Raw genomic sequence first — 16,479 nt, 5'->3', positions numbered from 1 at the left:
GTAGATCGAGAGCCTGCATCATATGAGCAATGGCCTCGTTGATGACAGCCGTCTTCTGCACCTTTGTCTCACATCCATGCACCGCAGCGGAAGCGCTTAATCTTACAAAATAGCCTGCGTTAAGTGACTGAATGCTGACTCTTACGTGCTTGTGATCCAGTTTGGCACAACATGGATCAGCGACAGAGGTGAGTTGTGCCGCAGCTGCCTTACGGAGTGACCGAGAGAGAAGCGGAAGTGCTGCGGCTGGTTGACCGGACCAGGTCGACTGGTGAGATCGCGGCTCTCGTAGGTCGCTCCACCTCAACAGTCGACCATCAGATCAAAAGCGCTCGCCGCCGTATGGGAAACCTCGACCGGTATCGCGCGGCCGAGCGCTTCCGTCAGGCAGAGCATAGCCAAAGTGCGTCTAGACCTGCGCCGTCGATACCGCCCGAAGCTCAGACGCTGGAGATCGATGGCGCCGCGAGTGATCGTGTCGTGTCCGAACCTGCAAGCCGCTTGCGAGAGGATCGAGCCAGATACGATGCGCCCACCCCGGCATACTCGATGGAGAATGTCGATGATCCCGCCGGATTGAACACCAGCCCACTGGTCACGATTGTGCTGATAGTGATTTTAGCAGCCGCCATGATGATCGTGATCCTGGCCATACCCGCGCTCGTCAGCAGCGCTGGCCAACTCACCCAGCTTATCCGCTCTCAAACATAAATCCGGATCTCCACCGATCCGGGTGGAGGACAGCCTTGCACACGAATCTTCGCTCCGCCGTTGCCACGCGCAAAGTCGTCGGTGACCAAGTGGCACACAGTCTCATCCCGCTTGAGCAAAGCGCCCAACAGACGGCGCTACAAGCGAGCATGTTCATGAGCCTCATTCTTGAGGCGCACGTCCAGGCCGCGATCCCGGAAGAGGATGGCATGGCGATCGTCTCGATGTTGTCCGAAGCATCGCACCACGCGGCGCAGAGCCGAGCGCGCATCGGCCAGGCACATGCCGCGATGCGCCGACTGGCTGACAAGCACGGGATCGTCTTTGCGGGTCCGCCGAACTGCCCTGAGCCCGACTTCGCCCGCACATTCACCGGAGCATAGGAAAGGTTGACCGGACTGCGCCCGTCGTGGTCCGGTCAGACATGCCGGTATGGACGATCCTCTATTCCGTCGCCTTTTGGCCCTGCCTGTTCGCGGTGGGCGCCGCCTGCTTGCTCTGGGGCACTCGCTCGCAAAAGTGTGTGGCGCTCGTGCTCGTAGTGGGATTGACCCTTGGGCAGCTCAGCCTTTCAGCGATCGACTATCGCGGCCTGGAACGCAGGCTCGCGATGATCGACATGATCATGCTCTGCCTTCTGGTCGCGTGCGCGATGTGGAAGCCGCGCCTTCCTTTGATCTTCGTGGCCGCCTTCCAGCTTGTAGCGGTCATGGGACACTTGGCCAGGATCATCGATCCACGCATGGACCGGCTGACCTATGCGATCCTGACCGGCGCTACGGCCTACTGCCTTCTCATCGCGCTGATCACCGATTTGACGCTGCTTACCCTGCGCCGCCGATCGCAAGCGCGCCACCGTGCATTCGACTAGCCAGACGCTACACCGGCGCGCACCTCAGAGCCGCCGAGGGATTGATCGATGATCTGCGATGGAACGGCGTCACGCCGTCGATAGAAATTGCTGAATGCGTAGGTCACGCCTTCGGCCTGTGGGCTTACCCTGCTCAAGACGACATCGACTTCGCTTTGCCCACCTACGACAAGAGTATCTACGAGGGCTGGGTCGCACACTTCAGCAGACCGCAACCATGAGGCTTGTGCGGACTCATCAGGTGCAAGCCGAGCAAACCGCCCTCGGCAGGTCGGCGGAGGTGATCCGCGGCATCATTACCAGATGGGAGCGGCTCGACGAAGATCGCCCGGCTCACCGGTGGAGGGCACGACGCGAGATCGCGCTTACAATCGAGAGCCTGATAGCCGTGCTCGACCGCCTCACGCCCGACTGCGACTTCGAGGATGAGCCGTCTGAGGCTTGCGGCGATGAAGCTGATGTATCTTGGCCAGAGATGATCACCGCAACTCCGCCCACACCGAGTACCCTCGGTCGACCAGCTTCTGCACCATCCACCTGATCACTTCCACCACCCGTCGGGGACCATCGTCCGGTACTCGGCATAGACCGGGTACCCATTCTTCAGCAGCGCAGCGACGATCTGCACGTAAGGCGTGCTCGGCCCCTCGTGCGCCAGCCTGTCGGTCTTCTTGTACGCGGTCCAGTATGCCTCCAGCGTTTCGCGGCGACGCACGTGTGGGTGCAAGACGCGTAGGGCGAGGCGGATCGCCTCATCGGGTAACGGCTGGTGTCCGCTTGGATATGCGCCCTGCCGCACGATCTTCAGCGCCAGATCGATCAGGATCGTTTGCGCGCGCCGGCGCTTTAGCTCCTCCATCTGACCGCCGAAGGGCACCACGTCGACGCGCACTGATTGGCTGGTGCAGCTACCATGCGAGCAAATCTGGTCGTGCTGGACCGCGACCCACTCCATCGGTCGACGCGAGAAGCTGCGCTGCCCGATCATCTCCTCGAGCGCGACCAGGCGTGAATGACCGCACTGCCGACACTTCAGGCGCACGGCGCCCTCGACACGGCGCAGATCGTAGAGGGTCTTTGGCGGGCCGACCATGCCACCATGTGGCACGGAACAAAGGTGGAACAAAAGTCTGGAAATGTCGGATTGCGCGGAGCATCATGGGCGCATGATCGAGTCGCAATCCACCGCCCACGGCGCTGCGAACGGGCGCGCCATCAATCACCACGGCGAGACGTTCGGCGCTTGGCTGCGCGTCCAGGTCGATCGCGAAGGGCTGGTCGGCCAGCTGGTCGCCGGCGCCAAAGTCGACCGCCGCTTCCCGCGCGACGGCAGCCCCGAGGACGTGCGCCGCCATCTCGCCGCGATGCAGGCGGAAGGCGACCTGTTCGAGGCCGTGGATGAGGCTGAGATCGACTGGCAGGCATACTGATGGTCGACGTCGACGAGGTGCAGCTGGGCGCGCGCATGACGTGGCGGCCGGTCAGGTGAAGCACGACCACCGCGGCATGACGCGCTGCGGGCTGTGCCGGACGGACGATCGCGCGGCGCTGGTGGAAGGTCTCGCCCGCGACATGTTCGAGAGCCGCTGCGACGGCACGCACGATTACCGCTGGGATGAGTGCTCGGGCTATCGCACGATCTACCGCGGCTTTGCGTGTGTGGTCCCTGAGAGCATCGACGTCGAGCGACACGGTCGCTGCATGCTGTGCACCAGCAACGATCGCGACGCGCTCACGCAGGTGGTGGCGCGAACGTTGTGGGACAGTCGTCAGGAAGAGGGTGGTCTGCCGTGGGAGCGGGCGGATCAGTGGCGGGCTAAATACGGACAACTTGCGGGCGCGGGGTTCGCGTCGCTGGAAGGCATGCCGTTCTAGCCCAGGCTCCACATCCACCAGATCGCCGACAGCAGCATAATCATGCTGATTGCGGCTGCAATCATAGCGGCGCGAAACGCGCGCACGCCTTCTTCGGTCGGACCCAAGCTCATGATGGGCGTGCGTAGCAGTGCCCTAATAGGCCTCAAGCGCGATTACTTACATATGTAAGGAACGGCGATTGCGCGTCGCTGGTCAAGCGCCATGATCATTTCGCGCGCCGCTCCCCAAAGCATGCCGCGCAGCAGGGCGCTCCCCGCGCTTTCAGCGCAACTCATGGACGTCTGTTCATGCCGGCCACGTCTCCCCCGAGCGTCGTGGCCGGCATATTCATGCGATCGGCTTCTTAGATTGGAAGCAATGACCGTTTGCACAGCATGGCCAATGCGGCATGTTTCCGTGCAGCGAGTTGCGGGGGTGACTCGAACTGGGAGGGGTAATCTTATGATCAAGTCTCTGGCGCTTGTGAGCGCCGCTATGCTCGTGTGCTCGACCGCAGCAGCTCAGACAGGAACGCCGCTCGCGCCAGTCGCAGCGGCCAACTACAGCACCGCGGTATTGCGGACGGGCACCGAAGTGCCGCTAAAGTTGAGCGAGGAACTGACAACCAAGGGCAAAAAGCTGAAGGTGGGGCAGCGCTTCCACATGGAGGTCGCCGAGAATGTGGTCATGCAGAACCAGGTTGTCATTCCCGCAGGTTCGCCCGCGATCGGCGAAATCTCGGAAGTTCGCAATAAAGGCATGTGGGGAAAATCTGGTCACCTGACCGCACGAATCATGTACGTCACCGTCAACGGCCGTCAGATCAGGATAAGCGGAGGATTTGACGACAAGGGCGTAACCGGCACTGCGGGTGTCGTCGGAGCAATCGCGCTCGTGCCGGTAGCCGGTTTCTTCATGACCGGTACAAGCGCGAAGATTCCGATGGGCACCGCCGTAAAGGGCTTCGTGGATGAGGACGTTCCGCTGACCATCGCCGCTGTCGGCCCCGTGCCGCTGTCTGTCGGAGCGCCTACGGCTCAGCCGGCTGTTCAATCTTCGCCTGCCGCGACGCCGGTCCTGACCCCGGTGTCCCAGGTCAAAGCGAAGTAGGAACGCTCCGGCCGCGCGGGCATCATGGACAGCCCGCGCGGCCGGCTTTTATCACGCGCTCGGCCTCTTCGCCTCCTTGATCGCCTGCTTCACGGCAGGTGCCACCGCGATCGCGACGGGTGCGAGCGCCTTGGCGATGCGGAAGATGGCGGCAAGATTGATCTTCATGGGTCTTCTCCTTCGTGGGTGATCAGGGCAGCACCAGCGCGCGGACGCGGGCGGTGAATGCGATGCGTTTAGCCTCGCCGTTGGCCGGTTTCGTCGCGCGCGGGTTGCCGCGGTTGATCGAGCGGCCGATCGCAACGCCGTCGTCACCGTCGGCGAGCGCGTTCAGCCCAGTGCGCGACCAGTAGAGGCAGCTGGTCAGCAGCCCGAGCGACGGCATGGCGACGATCTCCGGGTGACGCTCCAGGTCGATGCCGAGTGTCGCGCCGTCCGCGCGGTAGTTGCTCCGCCCGGTCAGCTGGATCGGTCCGCGGCCTTTGTAGCGCTTGCCGTCACCCGGCTGCGTGTTGCCGAGGCTCATTCGCCCTTCATAGTCGGCGCCGCTGGCGTTCTCCTCCATGTAGCGGAAGCTGCCGCTCTCATGGCCGCACTGACCCATGAAGTGAATTAGCCGCCGCGGAGCGTCTAGGATGCCGTAGGTGCGGAAGTGGACGGCAGCGGCGAGACCAAGCTCCTGTGCGACCTCTACCTTGGCGCCGAAGCGGGCGAACAGCGCCGTGAGGGTGCCGGGGCCGACGATGTTGTCGGGGGCAACGCCGAGACGGCGCTGCATCGGAATGGCGTCGATCATGCGCGCTTCACCGCGGCAGGAATGAGAGTTCCTTCCAACATCAATGCTGTCCTTGCTTTGCGGCGATCGCTGCGACACGATGCTGTCGCCGATCTCCTTCGGTGTACGGGGGCGTCTCACTCTCTTCAGCAGGAGTGAGACGCTCTACTGTTAGGTGCGCGGCTGACCCGTCGTCTCGCCGAACCAGCGGTCAACGTAGCCCTTTGCGATTTTGATGATGCCCGCGCCGAGCGCGCCCACGCCGGTCCCGAACAGCAGCGCGGTCAGCGGGGCGGGGCGCGCGGTCACGATGATGCCCGCAGTGAACATCAGCGCCAGAGCGGAAACCGGCACGTCGAGCAGCCAGCGGTTCGCGCCTGCACCGTGCTGCACAACATAGAAGCGCACCGCGATGCAGGCGCACAGCGCCGCGATCATGCTGCCGGCCTCGAATGGATAGCCGAGCAGGTGCCAAACGACAGGACCATTCACAGCTGCCCCCTTGGTGATGGTAGCGGCCGCAGCTGCGACCGGTGCGGTGATGCCGGCGAGTGCCCCCACTCGCAGGCTCATCGCGTCACCGTCACGCCGACGGCTGCGACGAAGAAGACGCCCGAGACGCAGAGCATGCGGCGGACGATCGGCCACGACTGCCAAATGTCGATTGGAATCGGCTCGCGGCGTAGCTGCGACAGCATGCCGGGCAGCGACATGATGAACAGGATCATGCCGGTGACCCCGCACGCGATCGCGACCGGATCAACGAGCCGTTTAATGAACAGAAAGGTGCCGGTTTTCGCAGGCTGCGTCGTATCCCAGCCCCAAAGCGTCAGCGCCTCGGCCCCGCTACGGATCGCAATGCCGGTCGCAAACAGAATGCCGATCCACCGCCACAGCCGCGCAGGCGAAACGCCTGGTACATCGAGGTGGCGGTGCTTTCGGCCGTCCGTCACGAGCGTGTAGACCGCCATGCAGGCGAGCAGACATGCCGCCGTCATCGCCCATAGATTGAGCACGACCAGCCACTCGACCCCGTTGAACGCGGCTGGTGCAGACGTGCTCGGGCTACCCGCGACCGCTTTTGTCGCAAGAGACGCGTTGTTCATCATCGGGACCCCCGAGCCGATTGTAAGGAAACGTTGCGGTCACATCGCAAAGGGCACACTACCTGACGCAGCTTCTCTCTGGAGGCGCCGCCTGTGCAGATCCGTGTTTTGGTCGCGTACGTGCTCATCGTTTTGATGGCAGGCGTCGCAGTGTTCGTTTGGAGGCGCTGGCGACGCAATAAGCGGCGCCGTAGCTGGTAAGGCCCCCCGCAGCGTAATATTTACCATTGTGCGGCTAAGCCGTTTGTCGGACGTATTATCCTCGAACAGTGAGGGTGCCGCACGATGGACGTAGAGACTCCGCCTCCCGCCAAGCTTTTCCGCACCTCGCCGTCACGCGCTTCTGCTATGCCGCCCGCTGCCGGGTTCCCACTCGCGCTTGTGCTGATGGCTGCGCTCTATGTTGTGATTGGCCTTTTCATATTTGCTTGATTATGATGCGCTGAGGTTTTCGAGCCTCAGCGCATGATCAAAGGCTAGGCACGTTCGACGATGTGATAGCTGAGTTGGTAAGTGCCGTTAGGCTGGCTTAGGTTAATGCCGTCAATGAAGGCGCGTAGCTGTCCCACGCCGATAGAGGTCCAAGTGATTGTGCTTGGACCTAAGTTCGGGACTGAGGACGCGTCCGTCTTACGAATTGAAAACGTCACAAAGCACTTCGACAGATCCTGCTGAGCGAAGGGCAGGTAGATGTTAGCGATGGAGTGCGTAGAGTCGACCGAGACGATGTTGACGACGCCGTAAGCTTCCTGCCGCACAATCGGCACGGCGGGCGCAAGCGGAGAGGTTCGGGTGCCACCACCAAAATAGACCGGTCCACGAAAGATGAGCGGCGCGCCTGCTCCGACGATTGATCCGCCCTGCCATTGGGCCTGACCAGTGCCGGTGGCGATGATGCCTGTCGGTGTCGCGGTCGTCTCAGAAGCGACATTGGCGTTGCAGCCGATAAACTGAACCGCGCTGTTGTTGTGCTCGACGCCCGTCTGGCCAATGAAGTCGCACTGAGAGAAAGAGCCATAGGCTTGGGTGAGCGTGGCGGCGATGCCTCCACGAGCGATAAACGTTGATGCGATGACCTTGAGGCCGATCGTATCGAGATTTCCTGGATTGACGTTGATGCCCACGCCGGCAGGGTTGACAAGCTCGATACGCACGTTGTCGAGGTAAATGTCTTCGAGATTTGCAACGTTCGCGGCGAGATCAGCGCCTACTGGCGTGACGCCGTAGCCCTTGAAGCCGATAAAGGAGATGCGCTTTGACCCTACCAGCGGGTGGATCCAGCTTAGGCATGGCACATCACCGTCACCATCTCCCGCTTCGCAGTTGAGGTACGTCGTCCCGTCAGCACCCTGCTGCTCGTAGTGCACTTGGCTGTTGTAGGTGCGAAGATCGACGTTGAAGCTGCTGGGCGGCGTTGTCAGATCGTTGGTCCCGCTGTCGTAAACCGCATAGCCGGTGCAGTTGCGCACGATGACCCGCTCGCGCCGGCAGTTCCGGGCGCCGTTGAAGACAGTGACGCCGTTGATGCGCGCACCTCCACCAGCACCCAAGCCGACCTTATTAGCGTCGACCTCGCCGCCCAGGATCGCGGCTCGACTACCCTCGAGCAAAACGAGGTGGTTAAGGCCATCTACGATCTCGAAGTCCGGCAGGGCGCGGAGAATCGTATCTGTCTGCAGGTTGAGCGTTTTGCCGGCAGGCACTCGGACAGTATGCGAAATCCAGATGATGCCGGACGGGAGATCGAGGGTCAGCGTCTCAGCATCTGCAAGCAGCGCATTGATCGCTGGCGACTGATCTTCTTCGACGTTGGGATCGATCGTAGGGGGCTCTGTGACCGGCGGCTCCGTCACAGGCGGTTCGGTGACCGGCGGTTCGGTGACTGGCTGGTCTGAGCCATCTTGCGGGTTACCGTTGTTAAGCTGACTCATTTCGACGTCCTTTGTTGAGGAAGGACTGGAGGCGCTCACGCCGAATGGGACAACAGCGGTTCCTTACTTGTAAGGAATTAGTCATATTCGACGAAGTGGTAGCAGACGCGGTAATCGGCCGGAGCAAGCACCACGCCCGCGAACCGGATTCTGAAGAAGTTCGGCTCTACCATCGCCCAGGTCGGCACCGGGATGACCGTGTCGGCATAGGTGTCCGTGAGCCGACGCACGCTGATCGTCATCTGCACCTTTGCAACGTCAGCCACGTTCTGAGGCGGGTAGACGTTCACGGAGGTGCTGCTGCCATCGGCGACGGGCTCGACCTGAGCGTGGATCTGCTGCACGATCGTCGGCGCGCTGTCGGCTGGTGGTGCCGGCGTCAGTTTGGTGTCGGCGGACACCGCGACCGGGCCTTGTGCCGGCACAGCACCGGCCGGGTTCTGCACGTTGAGCTCACCGGCGTTCCAGCGTGCCTCGCCACCATAGGCGATGAGGCCGAAGCTCGCCTGCGTTGCGCCAGCGGCGCGGCGTGCAACGGAGGTGCAGCCCACAAACTCCACGACGCTGCCGGTCGTCTCTACTCCGTTGCCACCCTCGAAGCGGCAGGCGGTGAAGACGCCGGTGGTGCTCTGGAGCGAGGCACCGATCCCGCCCGGTGCGATGAAGCTCGAGCGTGACACGCTCAGCCGCAACACGTTGAGCCATCCCGCAGGCACGGACAGCGCCACGCCGCCATCGTTGGTCAGGCGGAAGAAACTGTCGTCGATCGAGATGTCTTGCAGGTCGGCGATATTCGCGGTGAGATCGAGCGCGGCCGGCGTCTCGCCCTCGCCGCGAAAGCCGGTGAAGCGGATGTTCACCGACCCGACGAGCGGGTGTATCCAGCTGAGGCAGTCGATATCGCCGTCGCCATCCCCGCTCTTACACTCGTCGTAGACGCTGCCGTCTGCGCCCTGCTGCTCGAAGTGGATTTGACTGTTGTAGACCGTGACGCGGTAGTTGGAACTGCTGGGCGGCGTCGTGCGATCGTTGGTGCCGCTATCGTATACGGCGTAGCCGGTGCAGTTACGCACGATGATGTCGGTCCGCTGGCAGTCGCGAGCGCCATTCAGGACCGTGACGCCGTTGACGCGGGCGGTGGTGCCGGCGCCCAGGCCGACCTTGTTCGCGTCGACCTCAGCCCCGGGCTCGCCTTCGATCGACGCACCATCGCCCGCAAGCAGGACGACGTGATTGAGCGCATCGCCGGCGAAGCTGAAGGTCGGGAGCGCGCGCAGCTTGGTGGTGGAGAGAAGCTTGAGCTTCTTGCCCTTCGGCACCTGCACGCAGCGGCCGGTCCATACGACGCCGGGCGGCAGGATCACGGTCGAGACATCCGCCTGCTGGAACAGCGCATTCAGTGCGGCCGATTGGTCCTGCTGGACCCCGGCCGCGACCTGGGCGACCGTGCCGTGGGCGGCGAGAGCCTGGAGGCTCGGGAACGCCGCCTGCTGCACGGCCGCGCCGTTCTGGCGCAGGTAGAGCGTCAGCGCGGTGCTGCCGGTGCCGGGCACGACGAAGTACTGCCCGTTGGTCGACGCAGCCAGACCAGCCGCGACCGTGGCGAAGGTGCGTCCCGCAGCAAGCGCCGCGTCCCGCGCGGCTGCCGCCTGCGTGGCGGATGCGCCGGCCTGACCTTCGGCCGCCTCGGCGTCGCTGGCGGCACTCTCCGCGCGGGCGACCTGCGGCGCGACGAGGTCGAGGCCCTCGACCGCGAGCAATGTCACGTCGTCACCGGCGATCGTCAGGATGGTGCCGCCTGATGGTGCCGCACCGAGCACAGACCGCCCACCCCAGCTTTGCGGGCGCGAAAGCGGCGCGGCGTCGGACCCGTAAGCGTGGGCGAGGATCGAGAAGTTGCCGACCAGCCGCGTGTGGCCGGCGATCAGCAAGGCATAGGCGAGCACGCGCGCGTCGCCGACCTCGCCCGCGTATCCCGCGCCTTGCAAGCTCGACTTGTTGATGCGGATGCGCAGATCGGAGACGATGACGCCGTCGACCGTGGTCACGCCCGCGACGCGCAATCCCTCCGCATTGCCGTTCGTCACTTTAACGAGATCGATCAGCGGCGGACCCGACGTGTCGGGCTCGTTGCGCAGCTGCATCACGAGCGCGAGCGGGCGCAGGTCGAGACCACGCACACTCACCTGGTGCTCGTACACATCGTCATTGCGCCAGGCGGACAGGTCGCGGCGGGCTGTGCTCGTCATGCGCGCATCCTCTCGATTGTGGGGGTTAGAGCTTGATGCGCAGCTCGCCGGTCGACGTCTTGTAGACGTCACCAGCCACCAGCCCGCCGGTGCCGGCCGCGCTGTCCGTCGCATAGGTCGGCAGCGACGGCATGGTGACCACGCCATTGCCGCGCACGCTGAACTGGCGCGTGCCACCGGTCGCCGAGGTTGTGTTGGAGCGGACCTCGAGCGGCACTGACGCGTAGGTCGCATCTGCGGTCGAGACCACAGCGCCCATCGAACCGGAGGCGTTCGACGAGTTGTGCAGCCAAGCGGAATAGCTGCCGGTGGTCGACTGATCGGCGCGCAGGCGGACGGTCGACACGATCGCGCTGCCGACCGCGGCGTTGCCGGTCGTCGTGGCGGTGGTAAATGCGCCGGTCGTCGGGGTGGCCGCGCCGATCGGCGTGCCGTTGATCGCTCCGCCGGTGATCGCAACACCGCTCGCCGGCTGCGTCGAGAGCGAACCGAGACCAAGTGCCGTCCGCGTGCTCGGCGCATCCGCCTTGGTCAGCAGCTGACGACCGAAGTCGGCGGTGCTGAGCGACGCGATCGCGGTCAGGTCGCTGTCGAGCGGCTGGAACGTGGGCGCGAGGAACGCCAAGATGAGCGACGGCGTCACCGCCACGCTCGCGCACGGCGTCGTCTTGGCGGTGCACCCGCTGCCCTGAACCGCCGGCATGCGCTCGCTGCCGGTGAGCGGCTGTGCCTGCGGAATGGTGCGTGTGTCGAGCTGCGCCGTTGCAGGCGCGCACGTCAGCAGCACCGCGGCGAGCGCGGCAGCGATACGGTTCAGCATGGTCGGTGGTCTCCGAAGTGAAAGGTCAGATGCCGATGGTGTCGACAGTCACGGTCGCGCCCGCGAGTGCAGTAATATCGCCGGTCACCAGCGCCGATGTCGTCACCTGCACGCGGCATCCTTTGGCGGTCAGCGTGCCCGCGATGATCTCCGCCTTTAGCGGTCCTGCGAGCACGCTCGGCACCGCCGAGGCGAGCGCCTTTGGTGGCGCGGCGAAAGGCGGATCGAACGTGATCTTCGCGACGCCATCCGCGCCCGACACGCCCGTGAACATGTCAACCCGCGGGATCACCGGCAACGCGCCCACGATCGGCAGCACGAGGTGCGCGGCATCGTCTTTCAGCATGCCGGTGAGTAGCAGCACGCCTTCGGCTGCCTCGACCTGCTCGCGCGACGGCTCAGCGGCCGAAAGGTGCAGCTGCGCCACGCCCGCGCCGTCTGTGCAGATGAGTGCCCAGATTGGGCGAACCTCGGGAACACCTCGCGTCATTGCTGCGCCACCTGCTGTTGCTGGTACCGGCCGCCGCCACCGTATCCGCTGCCACTGTCGCCCGATGGCGGTGTCTCGGCTGGCGGATAGGTCGTGCCGTCCGCGTTGGCGGTGGTGGTGAGGCGTATGACGACGAACGCCGGGTTGGCTGGGTCGAGCAGCGAATCGGCGGGGGCGGCGTAGTAGCTCCCGGCCGGGATGATGCCCGCGAACGACTGACCATCGGCGCCGGTGAACGCCTCGCCGCTCGCCCCCGTGAACGCGGGCGTCGCATCCTCCAACGCGTAGAACAGACGGTAGCTCGCCGCGTCGTTGAGGCCGTCGATCTGCCCGGCCGGCAAGTCGATCATCCGACCGTCGTCAAGCGTTGCGCTGAAAGGCGCGATGCTGATCGACGTGGCGGTCGTGGTGACCGGGTAGGCGACCGTTTGCGCGACGATCTGATGCGCGGCGCGGTCGATCGCAGTCGCCGCCGCTGCCGCCGCATCGTATTCAGCCGTGCTGAGCAGCGCAGGCGTGGGCGGCGCTATGCCGACCTGCCCGAGTGCGAACGCATGCTTCGTCAGCGTCTCACCGCGGAGCACCAGGTTGACGCCCATCGTCACTGGGTCGAGCGAGCGCTTGAGCACGACAGCAGGCTGCATCAGCAGACCAGCCTCGGGCAGGTCGACGATCAGCAGGTCGCCGGGACCGTACCGTCGCAGGCGCGGCTGACACGGCAACTCAATTTCGCCGAGCTCTCGACGATCAAGCAGTTCGTACGCGCACAGCTGCGACGCCTGAGTGGCGTCCTGCACCAGATCGATCTGCCGTTCCTCGACCTTTTCCTCGCCGTCCTCGGCCAACTGCGCGGCGATCTGCACGCGATTGTCGGTCGCGACGTATTCCCACTTATGCTGCTCTGACCGGTACTTCGGCGTCAGCGTGTTCAGCCGCTGCTCCCAGCCCTGCATTGCGCCGACGACCACCTTACCGTCCGCGAGATCGTCTTCAGTGATCGTGTCGAGCGCGATGCGCGGCGCTTGCACCTTCAGCCCAAGCAGCCCGCCGCGCCACGCCGGCTCGGCACCGCCCGCGGCAAGGATCCTCTTGAGGTTGTCCCAGCGGTCGGCCGGCTCGAAGATGCGTCCGCCGACGCGCCAGCCGTTTGCATCGCAGATGTTGGCGAGGTGGACGAAGTCGGCGACGATCACCGCATCGATCGCCATCCCGATACCGAACACCTTGCGATAGGTCGAGCCGGCGGTCGGCTCGTCGCGCTCCCACGTGCCGAGCACGTTGCGCAGCGCCAGCAGTCCGGGCGAGGTCGTGTATTCCCACGTCAGCCGCGCCGCGTCGAACGCAGCGGTGTCGCGCGGATCGGCCCAGCGGTGCGGACCGCTGCCCCCCGGATAGGTCGAGTCTTTACGCGGGTCGTACGCCTTCACGCCGCGCCAGACCGAACCCATCTGACTGAACCCGGACGCGAACACCTCGCCGTCCTTGTCGAACAACGCGTTCCACGCGATCGCGGCCTTACCCGACAGGCGCGACGCGGCCGACCAGCCGGGCGCGTTCGCGAAGTGTAGCGCTAGCGCGCTCGCCTCGCGCTGCTGGCCCAGCTGCACCGCGTTCCACAGGAACCCGGTAAAATAGCCCGTTGCCGCGTCGCCCGCGAAGCCGATCGGCGCAAGGTCGGCGAGGAAGCTTTCGCAGGCGTCGAGCGGCCCGCCGACCGACACTACGTCGACCGCGAGCAGGTAGGGGTTCTTCACCTTCTTCCGGGTCGCCCCGTAGCCGGTCAGGTGCACACGCGCGCCCGGCGAGTAGGTACGGCCCAGCATCTCGCACGACGGCTGATCGGTGCCGATCGTCGTCTGCGTCACCGAGCCTTGTCGGGGCGGTGCCTTTGCGGTCAGCTGCGCGCCGACGTTGGCGACAGTCGCCACCGCCGCTGCCGCCAGCGCGATCGGCTGACCGCCGGGGATGAACATGGCCACGGTGGACACGACGCCGGCGATCTTGCCGACCGTCGACAGGACGCCGCTCACAGGCGCCACGCCGCGATGAAGTGCGCAGGCCCGACCGGCACGATGTTGACCAGCCCGTCACCGAGCCGGTCGTCATGGTAGCCGAGCACCTTGCCGCCCGCGTTGATCACGATCGCGTCGAAGCCGGCGCCGCCTGCCATCAGCGCGAGATCGCCCAGCCACATCGCGGCGGGCGCCACGCGCGGCAGCAGGCTGTCGAGCAGCGCCTCAAGGGTCTCGTACCCGGTCGCCTTCAGCGCGCGCGTGGCGGTCACACCGGAGCGCATGTCCGGCAGCCTGGGCGGTCTGTGCCCGAGCGCGACCATCTGCGCCCGCGCGAGATGGATGCAGGTGCGCCGATCGCTCCACGAGAACGGCCGCGCGCGGAAGCGGGCGACGACCTTCTCGGTCGCTGCGCGGCGCTGTTCGAGGTCAAAGCGCATTGACGCTGCTCCCACCGAAGCCGCCACCACCCACACCCCCGCCTCCGACCGCAGCGACGCCGCGCGGCGCGCTGGCAGCGCCCCACGCCACGTCGACGGTCAGCCCGGTCGCATTGTCCAGCCCAGCCTCGCCGGGATGAATCGAACGGTGAAAAGCCGGACTGAGCGTGTTGCCGTCGTTCACCAGCATCAGCCGCTGCCCGCGCGTGACGCAGGCGATCTCCAGCGTCCGCGTACCGCGTGCGACGCGCAACCGCGTGCTGTCGATCTGCCAGTCGATCATGAGATCGGGCTCGCCGACGATCGCGCCGGTCACCTCATCCACCTCGCCGACCCACAACCGAACGCGTGAGCCCTGATAACCGGGCGTCGACAATATGGCAGCCGCTGCCGTGCTCGGCGTCGCCATCGACAGCATGCCCGCAGGCGCCTCATCGCCAACGCCTTCGGTCAACGCCTCGAAGCCGACGAGCACGCCGAAGTCTGCATCCTCGACCTCGAACACGTCGCCACCCCAGCGAACGAACCCGCCGTCGCACAGCAGCACGTCTCGGATCGGCAGCTCGATCTTCATCAAACCGACGAGCAGAACCCGGTCGATCATCGGGCTTCCTCGATTGTCACGGTGAAGTCGAGCCCGCGCTCCACGTCGATCGACCACTCGCGCGCGTCACCGTCGACGATACCTTCGATCGGCGGGCTGACCAAGCGCACCGCCGCGCCATCAGCGAACGGCGCGCGCAAACCTTCCGATAGGGGCAGGATTACCCGCCCGTCGCTCCCAGCCATCACGCCGGCCGCAACATTGTGCAGGTAGGCGCGACCACGCGCGTCGACCGCCGACAGCCACCAACCCTCCCTAATCGTCGTCTGCCGCTGCAATCCTCGGATCGCCAGCGCCTTGCCCGACTGCCCCGCGCCATCCACCACGACAGTACCGGACACCGGCTGGTCGTCATGCGTCGGGAACCAGGTGCGCAGACCTTCCTGCTGCGCACGGATCAGGCGAGACACCACGACGCGCGCGAGTGCCGGATCGGCAACGCGCGGGAACGTGAGAGCGACCCGATAATGCGAGCCGAGCCGGTTGACCCGGAGCGCCGCGGTATTCAGCGGCGAACGCATCACGCCGCCCGCGTCGACCAGCGCAGCCGAGGCAGCGACCGGCACCACGCCGGCAGGAAGCTCAATCACGAGCCGAGCGCCTGGCGACCGCGCAGCGCGCCCATGCGGTTATTGTTGGCGACGGTCTGTACGCTGACACTGCCAGCCTCGGAGCGCACGACCGGTCGGAACAATGCGCCTTCCTCGATCGCGATCTGCACCGTGGCGGCTCCTCCAATCTCGTGATTCGGCACGATGCTTCCACCGCTACCGCCCATGCGCAGGATCTCGGGACCGCGCTCGCCGACGAGATAGTCGCGCCGCGGCAGAACCGGACCGCCCATTGCGCGTGCACCGCCAAAGCTGTTCGTCGAGTAGGTGCGCTGCGCCGGCGTGCCGGTGCCGTTAACCATGCCCGCAATCTGGCTGATCGCGTCGAGCGCGCCCTGCAACGCGCCGACCCAATCGCCCGACTTGATGCTTTTCGCGAAGTTGCCGAGCGAGCCGACCACGTCGCGCGCCATGTCGGCGAAGCTTGTCACGGTATTGTCGTTCGCCGCCTGCACGCGCGCCCAGGCGTCCTCAACCGTCTTGACGGTGTTCTCGACCGAGATCGTAGTCGCGTTCGTGTCGGTCGGCTCGGTGACCCCGCCGGTCGGCACCGCGTCGGGATCGAGGCCACCGCCTACAAGGCGCATGCGCCGATGCGCTTCCTCGATCTGATCAGCCGTCCAGCCCGCCTTCTTCGCATAGGCGTCGAGCGCTGCCATCTCCGCCTCGAACCGATTTACCGCCGCTTGCCGCGGGAACAGTCGTTCGAGAATCGGCGACACCTGCTGTTCGAGAGCGCGGAACGCCTCGGCTGCCGTCTGCGTCGCCTTGGTAGCAGGCGCGACCATGTTGGTCTGGAGCCGAGCCATGTGCTGCCCGATCTCGTCGACCATGTCGGGAACGTACGAGTGTCCGACGACGCGATCATACAGCGTGAAGAAGGCGTCTCCGA

General features: G+C 65.1%; 19 protein-coding genes. 6 read left to right on the top strand and 13 right to left on the bottom strand.

All coding sequences use genetic code 11. The features are described 5' to 3' along the window. Positions 1–195 precede the first annotated feature (195 nt). The 3 genes from SMN802W_RS18350 to SMN802W_RS0112020 all read left to right on the top strand — a co-directional run bounded on the left by SMN802W_RS18350 (position 196) and on the right by SMN802W_RS0112020 (position 1,582). Positions 196–711, top strand: coding sequence for a LuxR C-terminal-related transcriptional regulator (locus SMN802W_RS18350; protein ID WP_156818865.1), 516 nt, complete (start codon positions 196–198; stop codon positions 709–711). Positions 712–866: 155 nt separating this feature from the next. Continuing rightward, positions 867–1,094 carry a hypothetical protein gene (locus SMN802W_RS0112025; protein ID WP_156818864.1) on the top strand — a complete coding sequence of 76 codons (228 nt, stop codon included), beginning with the start codon at positions 867–869 and terminating at the stop codon, positions 1,092–1,094. A 41-nt stretch (positions 1,095–1,135) separates the two neighbouring features. Beyond that, positions 1,136–1,582 (top strand): hypothetical protein, encoded by a 447-nt coding sequence (locus tag SMN802W_RS0112020; protein ID WP_019517160.1) that lies wholly within the window; start codon positions 1,136–1,138, stop codon positions 1,580–1,582. A 541-nt stretch (positions 1,583–2,123) separates the two neighbouring features. Here SMN802W_RS0112020 and SMN802W_RS0112005 read toward each other — a convergent pair. After that, positions 2,124–2,675 carry a hypothetical protein gene (locus tag SMN802W_RS0112005; RefSeq protein ID WP_019517158.1) on the bottom strand — a complete coding sequence of 184 codons (552 nt, stop codon included), beginning with the start codon at positions 2,673–2,675 and terminating at the stop codon, positions 2,124–2,126. Between the two features lie 73 nt (positions 2,676–2,748). On the opposite strand from SMN802W_RS0112005, the gene SMN802W_RS0112000 reads away from it, so the two are divergent. From SMN802W_RS0112000 to SMN802W_RS0111985, 3 genes are all read left to right on the top strand, one after another. Further along, positions 2,749–3,012 carry a hypothetical protein gene (locus tag SMN802W_RS0112000; protein ID WP_156818863.1) on the top strand — a complete coding sequence of 88 codons (264 nt, stop codon included), beginning with the start codon at positions 2,749–2,751 and terminating at the stop codon, positions 3,010–3,012. Positions 3,013–3,067: 55 nt separating this feature from the next. Continuing rightward, positions 3,068–3,457, top strand: a complete 390-nt coding sequence (locus SMN802W_RS0111995; protein ID WP_156818862.1) for a hypothetical protein — start codon at positions 3,068–3,070, stop codon at positions 3,455–3,457. 444 nt (positions 3,458–3,901) lie between these two features. After that, a complete protein-coding gene (locus SMN802W_RS0111985; RefSeq protein ID WP_026326060.1) occupies positions 3,902–4,549 on the top strand; it encodes a hypothetical protein in 648 nt (215 codons plus the stop codon). Between the two features lie 190 nt (positions 4,550–4,739). On the opposite strand, the gene SMN802W_RS0111975 is transcribed toward SMN802W_RS0111985, so the two are convergent. The 12 genes from SMN802W_RS0111975 to SMN802W_RS17635 all read right to left on the bottom strand — a co-directional run bounded on the left by SMN802W_RS0111975 (position 4,740) and on the right by SMN802W_RS17635 (position 16,420). Next, a complete protein-coding gene (locus SMN802W_RS0111975; protein WP_019517152.1) occupies positions 4,740–5,345 on the bottom strand; it encodes a glycoside hydrolase family 19 protein in 606 nt (201 codons plus the stop codon). Positions 5,346–5,495: 150 nt separating this feature from the next. Continuing rightward, complete coding sequence (locus SMN802W_RS17010; protein WP_051083594.1) at positions 5,496–5,897, bottom strand: hypothetical protein; 402 nt, start codon at positions 5,895–5,897, stop codon at positions 5,496–5,498. Then, a complete protein-coding gene (locus SMN802W_RS0111965; RefSeq protein ID WP_156818861.1) occupies positions 5,894–6,430 on the bottom strand; it encodes a hypothetical protein in 537 nt (178 codons plus the stop codon). Before SMN802W_RS0111965 ends, SMN802W_RS17010 begins: the two co-directional genes overlap by 4 nt. 476 nt (positions 6,431–6,906) lie before the next feature. Next, entirely contained in the window at positions 6,907–8,361 is a 1,455-nt protein-coding gene (locus SMN802W_RS0111960) for a hypothetical protein (protein ID WP_019517149.1), read from the bottom strand. Between the two features lie 77 nt (positions 8,362–8,438). Beyond that, positions 8,439–10,610 (bottom strand): hypothetical protein, encoded by a 2,172-nt coding sequence (locus tag SMN802W_RS17005; protein ID WP_019517148.1) that lies wholly within the window; start codon positions 10,608–10,610, stop codon positions 8,439–8,441. A gap of 25 nt (positions 10,611–10,635) precedes the next feature. Beyond that, entirely contained in the window at positions 10,636–11,430 is a 795-nt protein-coding gene (locus SMN802W_RS17000; protein WP_019517147.1) for a hypothetical protein, read from the bottom strand. Between the two features lie 25 nt (positions 11,431–11,455). Next, positions 11,456–11,920 carry a hypothetical protein gene (locus tag SMN802W_RS0111945; RefSeq protein WP_156818860.1) on the bottom strand — a complete coding sequence of 155 codons (465 nt, stop codon included), beginning with the start codon at positions 11,918–11,920 and terminating at the stop codon, positions 11,456–11,458. Next, positions 11,917–13,950 carry a phage tail protein gene (locus SMN802W_RS0111940; RefSeq protein WP_156818859.1) on the bottom strand — a complete coding sequence of 678 codons (2,034 nt, stop codon included), beginning with the start codon at positions 13,948–13,950 and terminating at the stop codon, positions 11,917–11,919. Before SMN802W_RS0111940 ends, SMN802W_RS0111945 begins: the two co-directional genes overlap by 4 nt. Next, on the bottom strand, positions 13,947–14,372 hold the full coding sequence (locus SMN802W_RS0111935) for a DUF6950 family protein (RefSeq protein WP_019517144.1): 426 nt from the start codon (positions 14,370–14,372) through the stop codon (positions 13,947–13,949). Before SMN802W_RS0111935 ends, SMN802W_RS0111940 begins: the two co-directional genes overlap by 4 nt. Beyond that, on the bottom strand, positions 14,362–14,976 hold the full coding sequence (locus SMN802W_RS0111930) for a hypothetical protein (RefSeq protein ID WP_019517143.1): 615 nt from the start codon (positions 14,974–14,976) through the stop codon (positions 14,362–14,364). Before SMN802W_RS0111930 ends, SMN802W_RS0111935 begins: the two co-directional genes overlap by 11 nt. Next, entirely contained in the window at positions 14,973–15,566 is a 594-nt protein-coding gene (locus SMN802W_RS0111925; RefSeq protein WP_019517142.1) for a hypothetical protein, read from the bottom strand. Before SMN802W_RS0111925 ends, SMN802W_RS0111930 begins: the two co-directional genes overlap by 4 nt. Continuing rightward, a complete protein-coding gene (locus tag SMN802W_RS17635) occupies positions 15,563–16,420 on the bottom strand; it encodes a hypothetical protein (protein ID WP_019517141.1) in 858 nt (285 codons plus the stop codon). Before SMN802W_RS17635 ends, SMN802W_RS0111925 begins: the two co-directional genes overlap by 4 nt. Positions 16,421–16,479: the final 59 nt, after the last annotated feature.

It is taken from the genome of Sphingomonas sp. Mn802worker, from assembly GCF_000382485.1.
Lineage (GTDB): Bacteria > Pseudomonadota > Alphaproteobacteria > Sphingomonadales > Sphingomonadaceae > Sphingomonas.
Note: the sequence above shows the minus strand (reverse complement) of the source record. Positions and strands in the feature narration are given on the sequence as shown.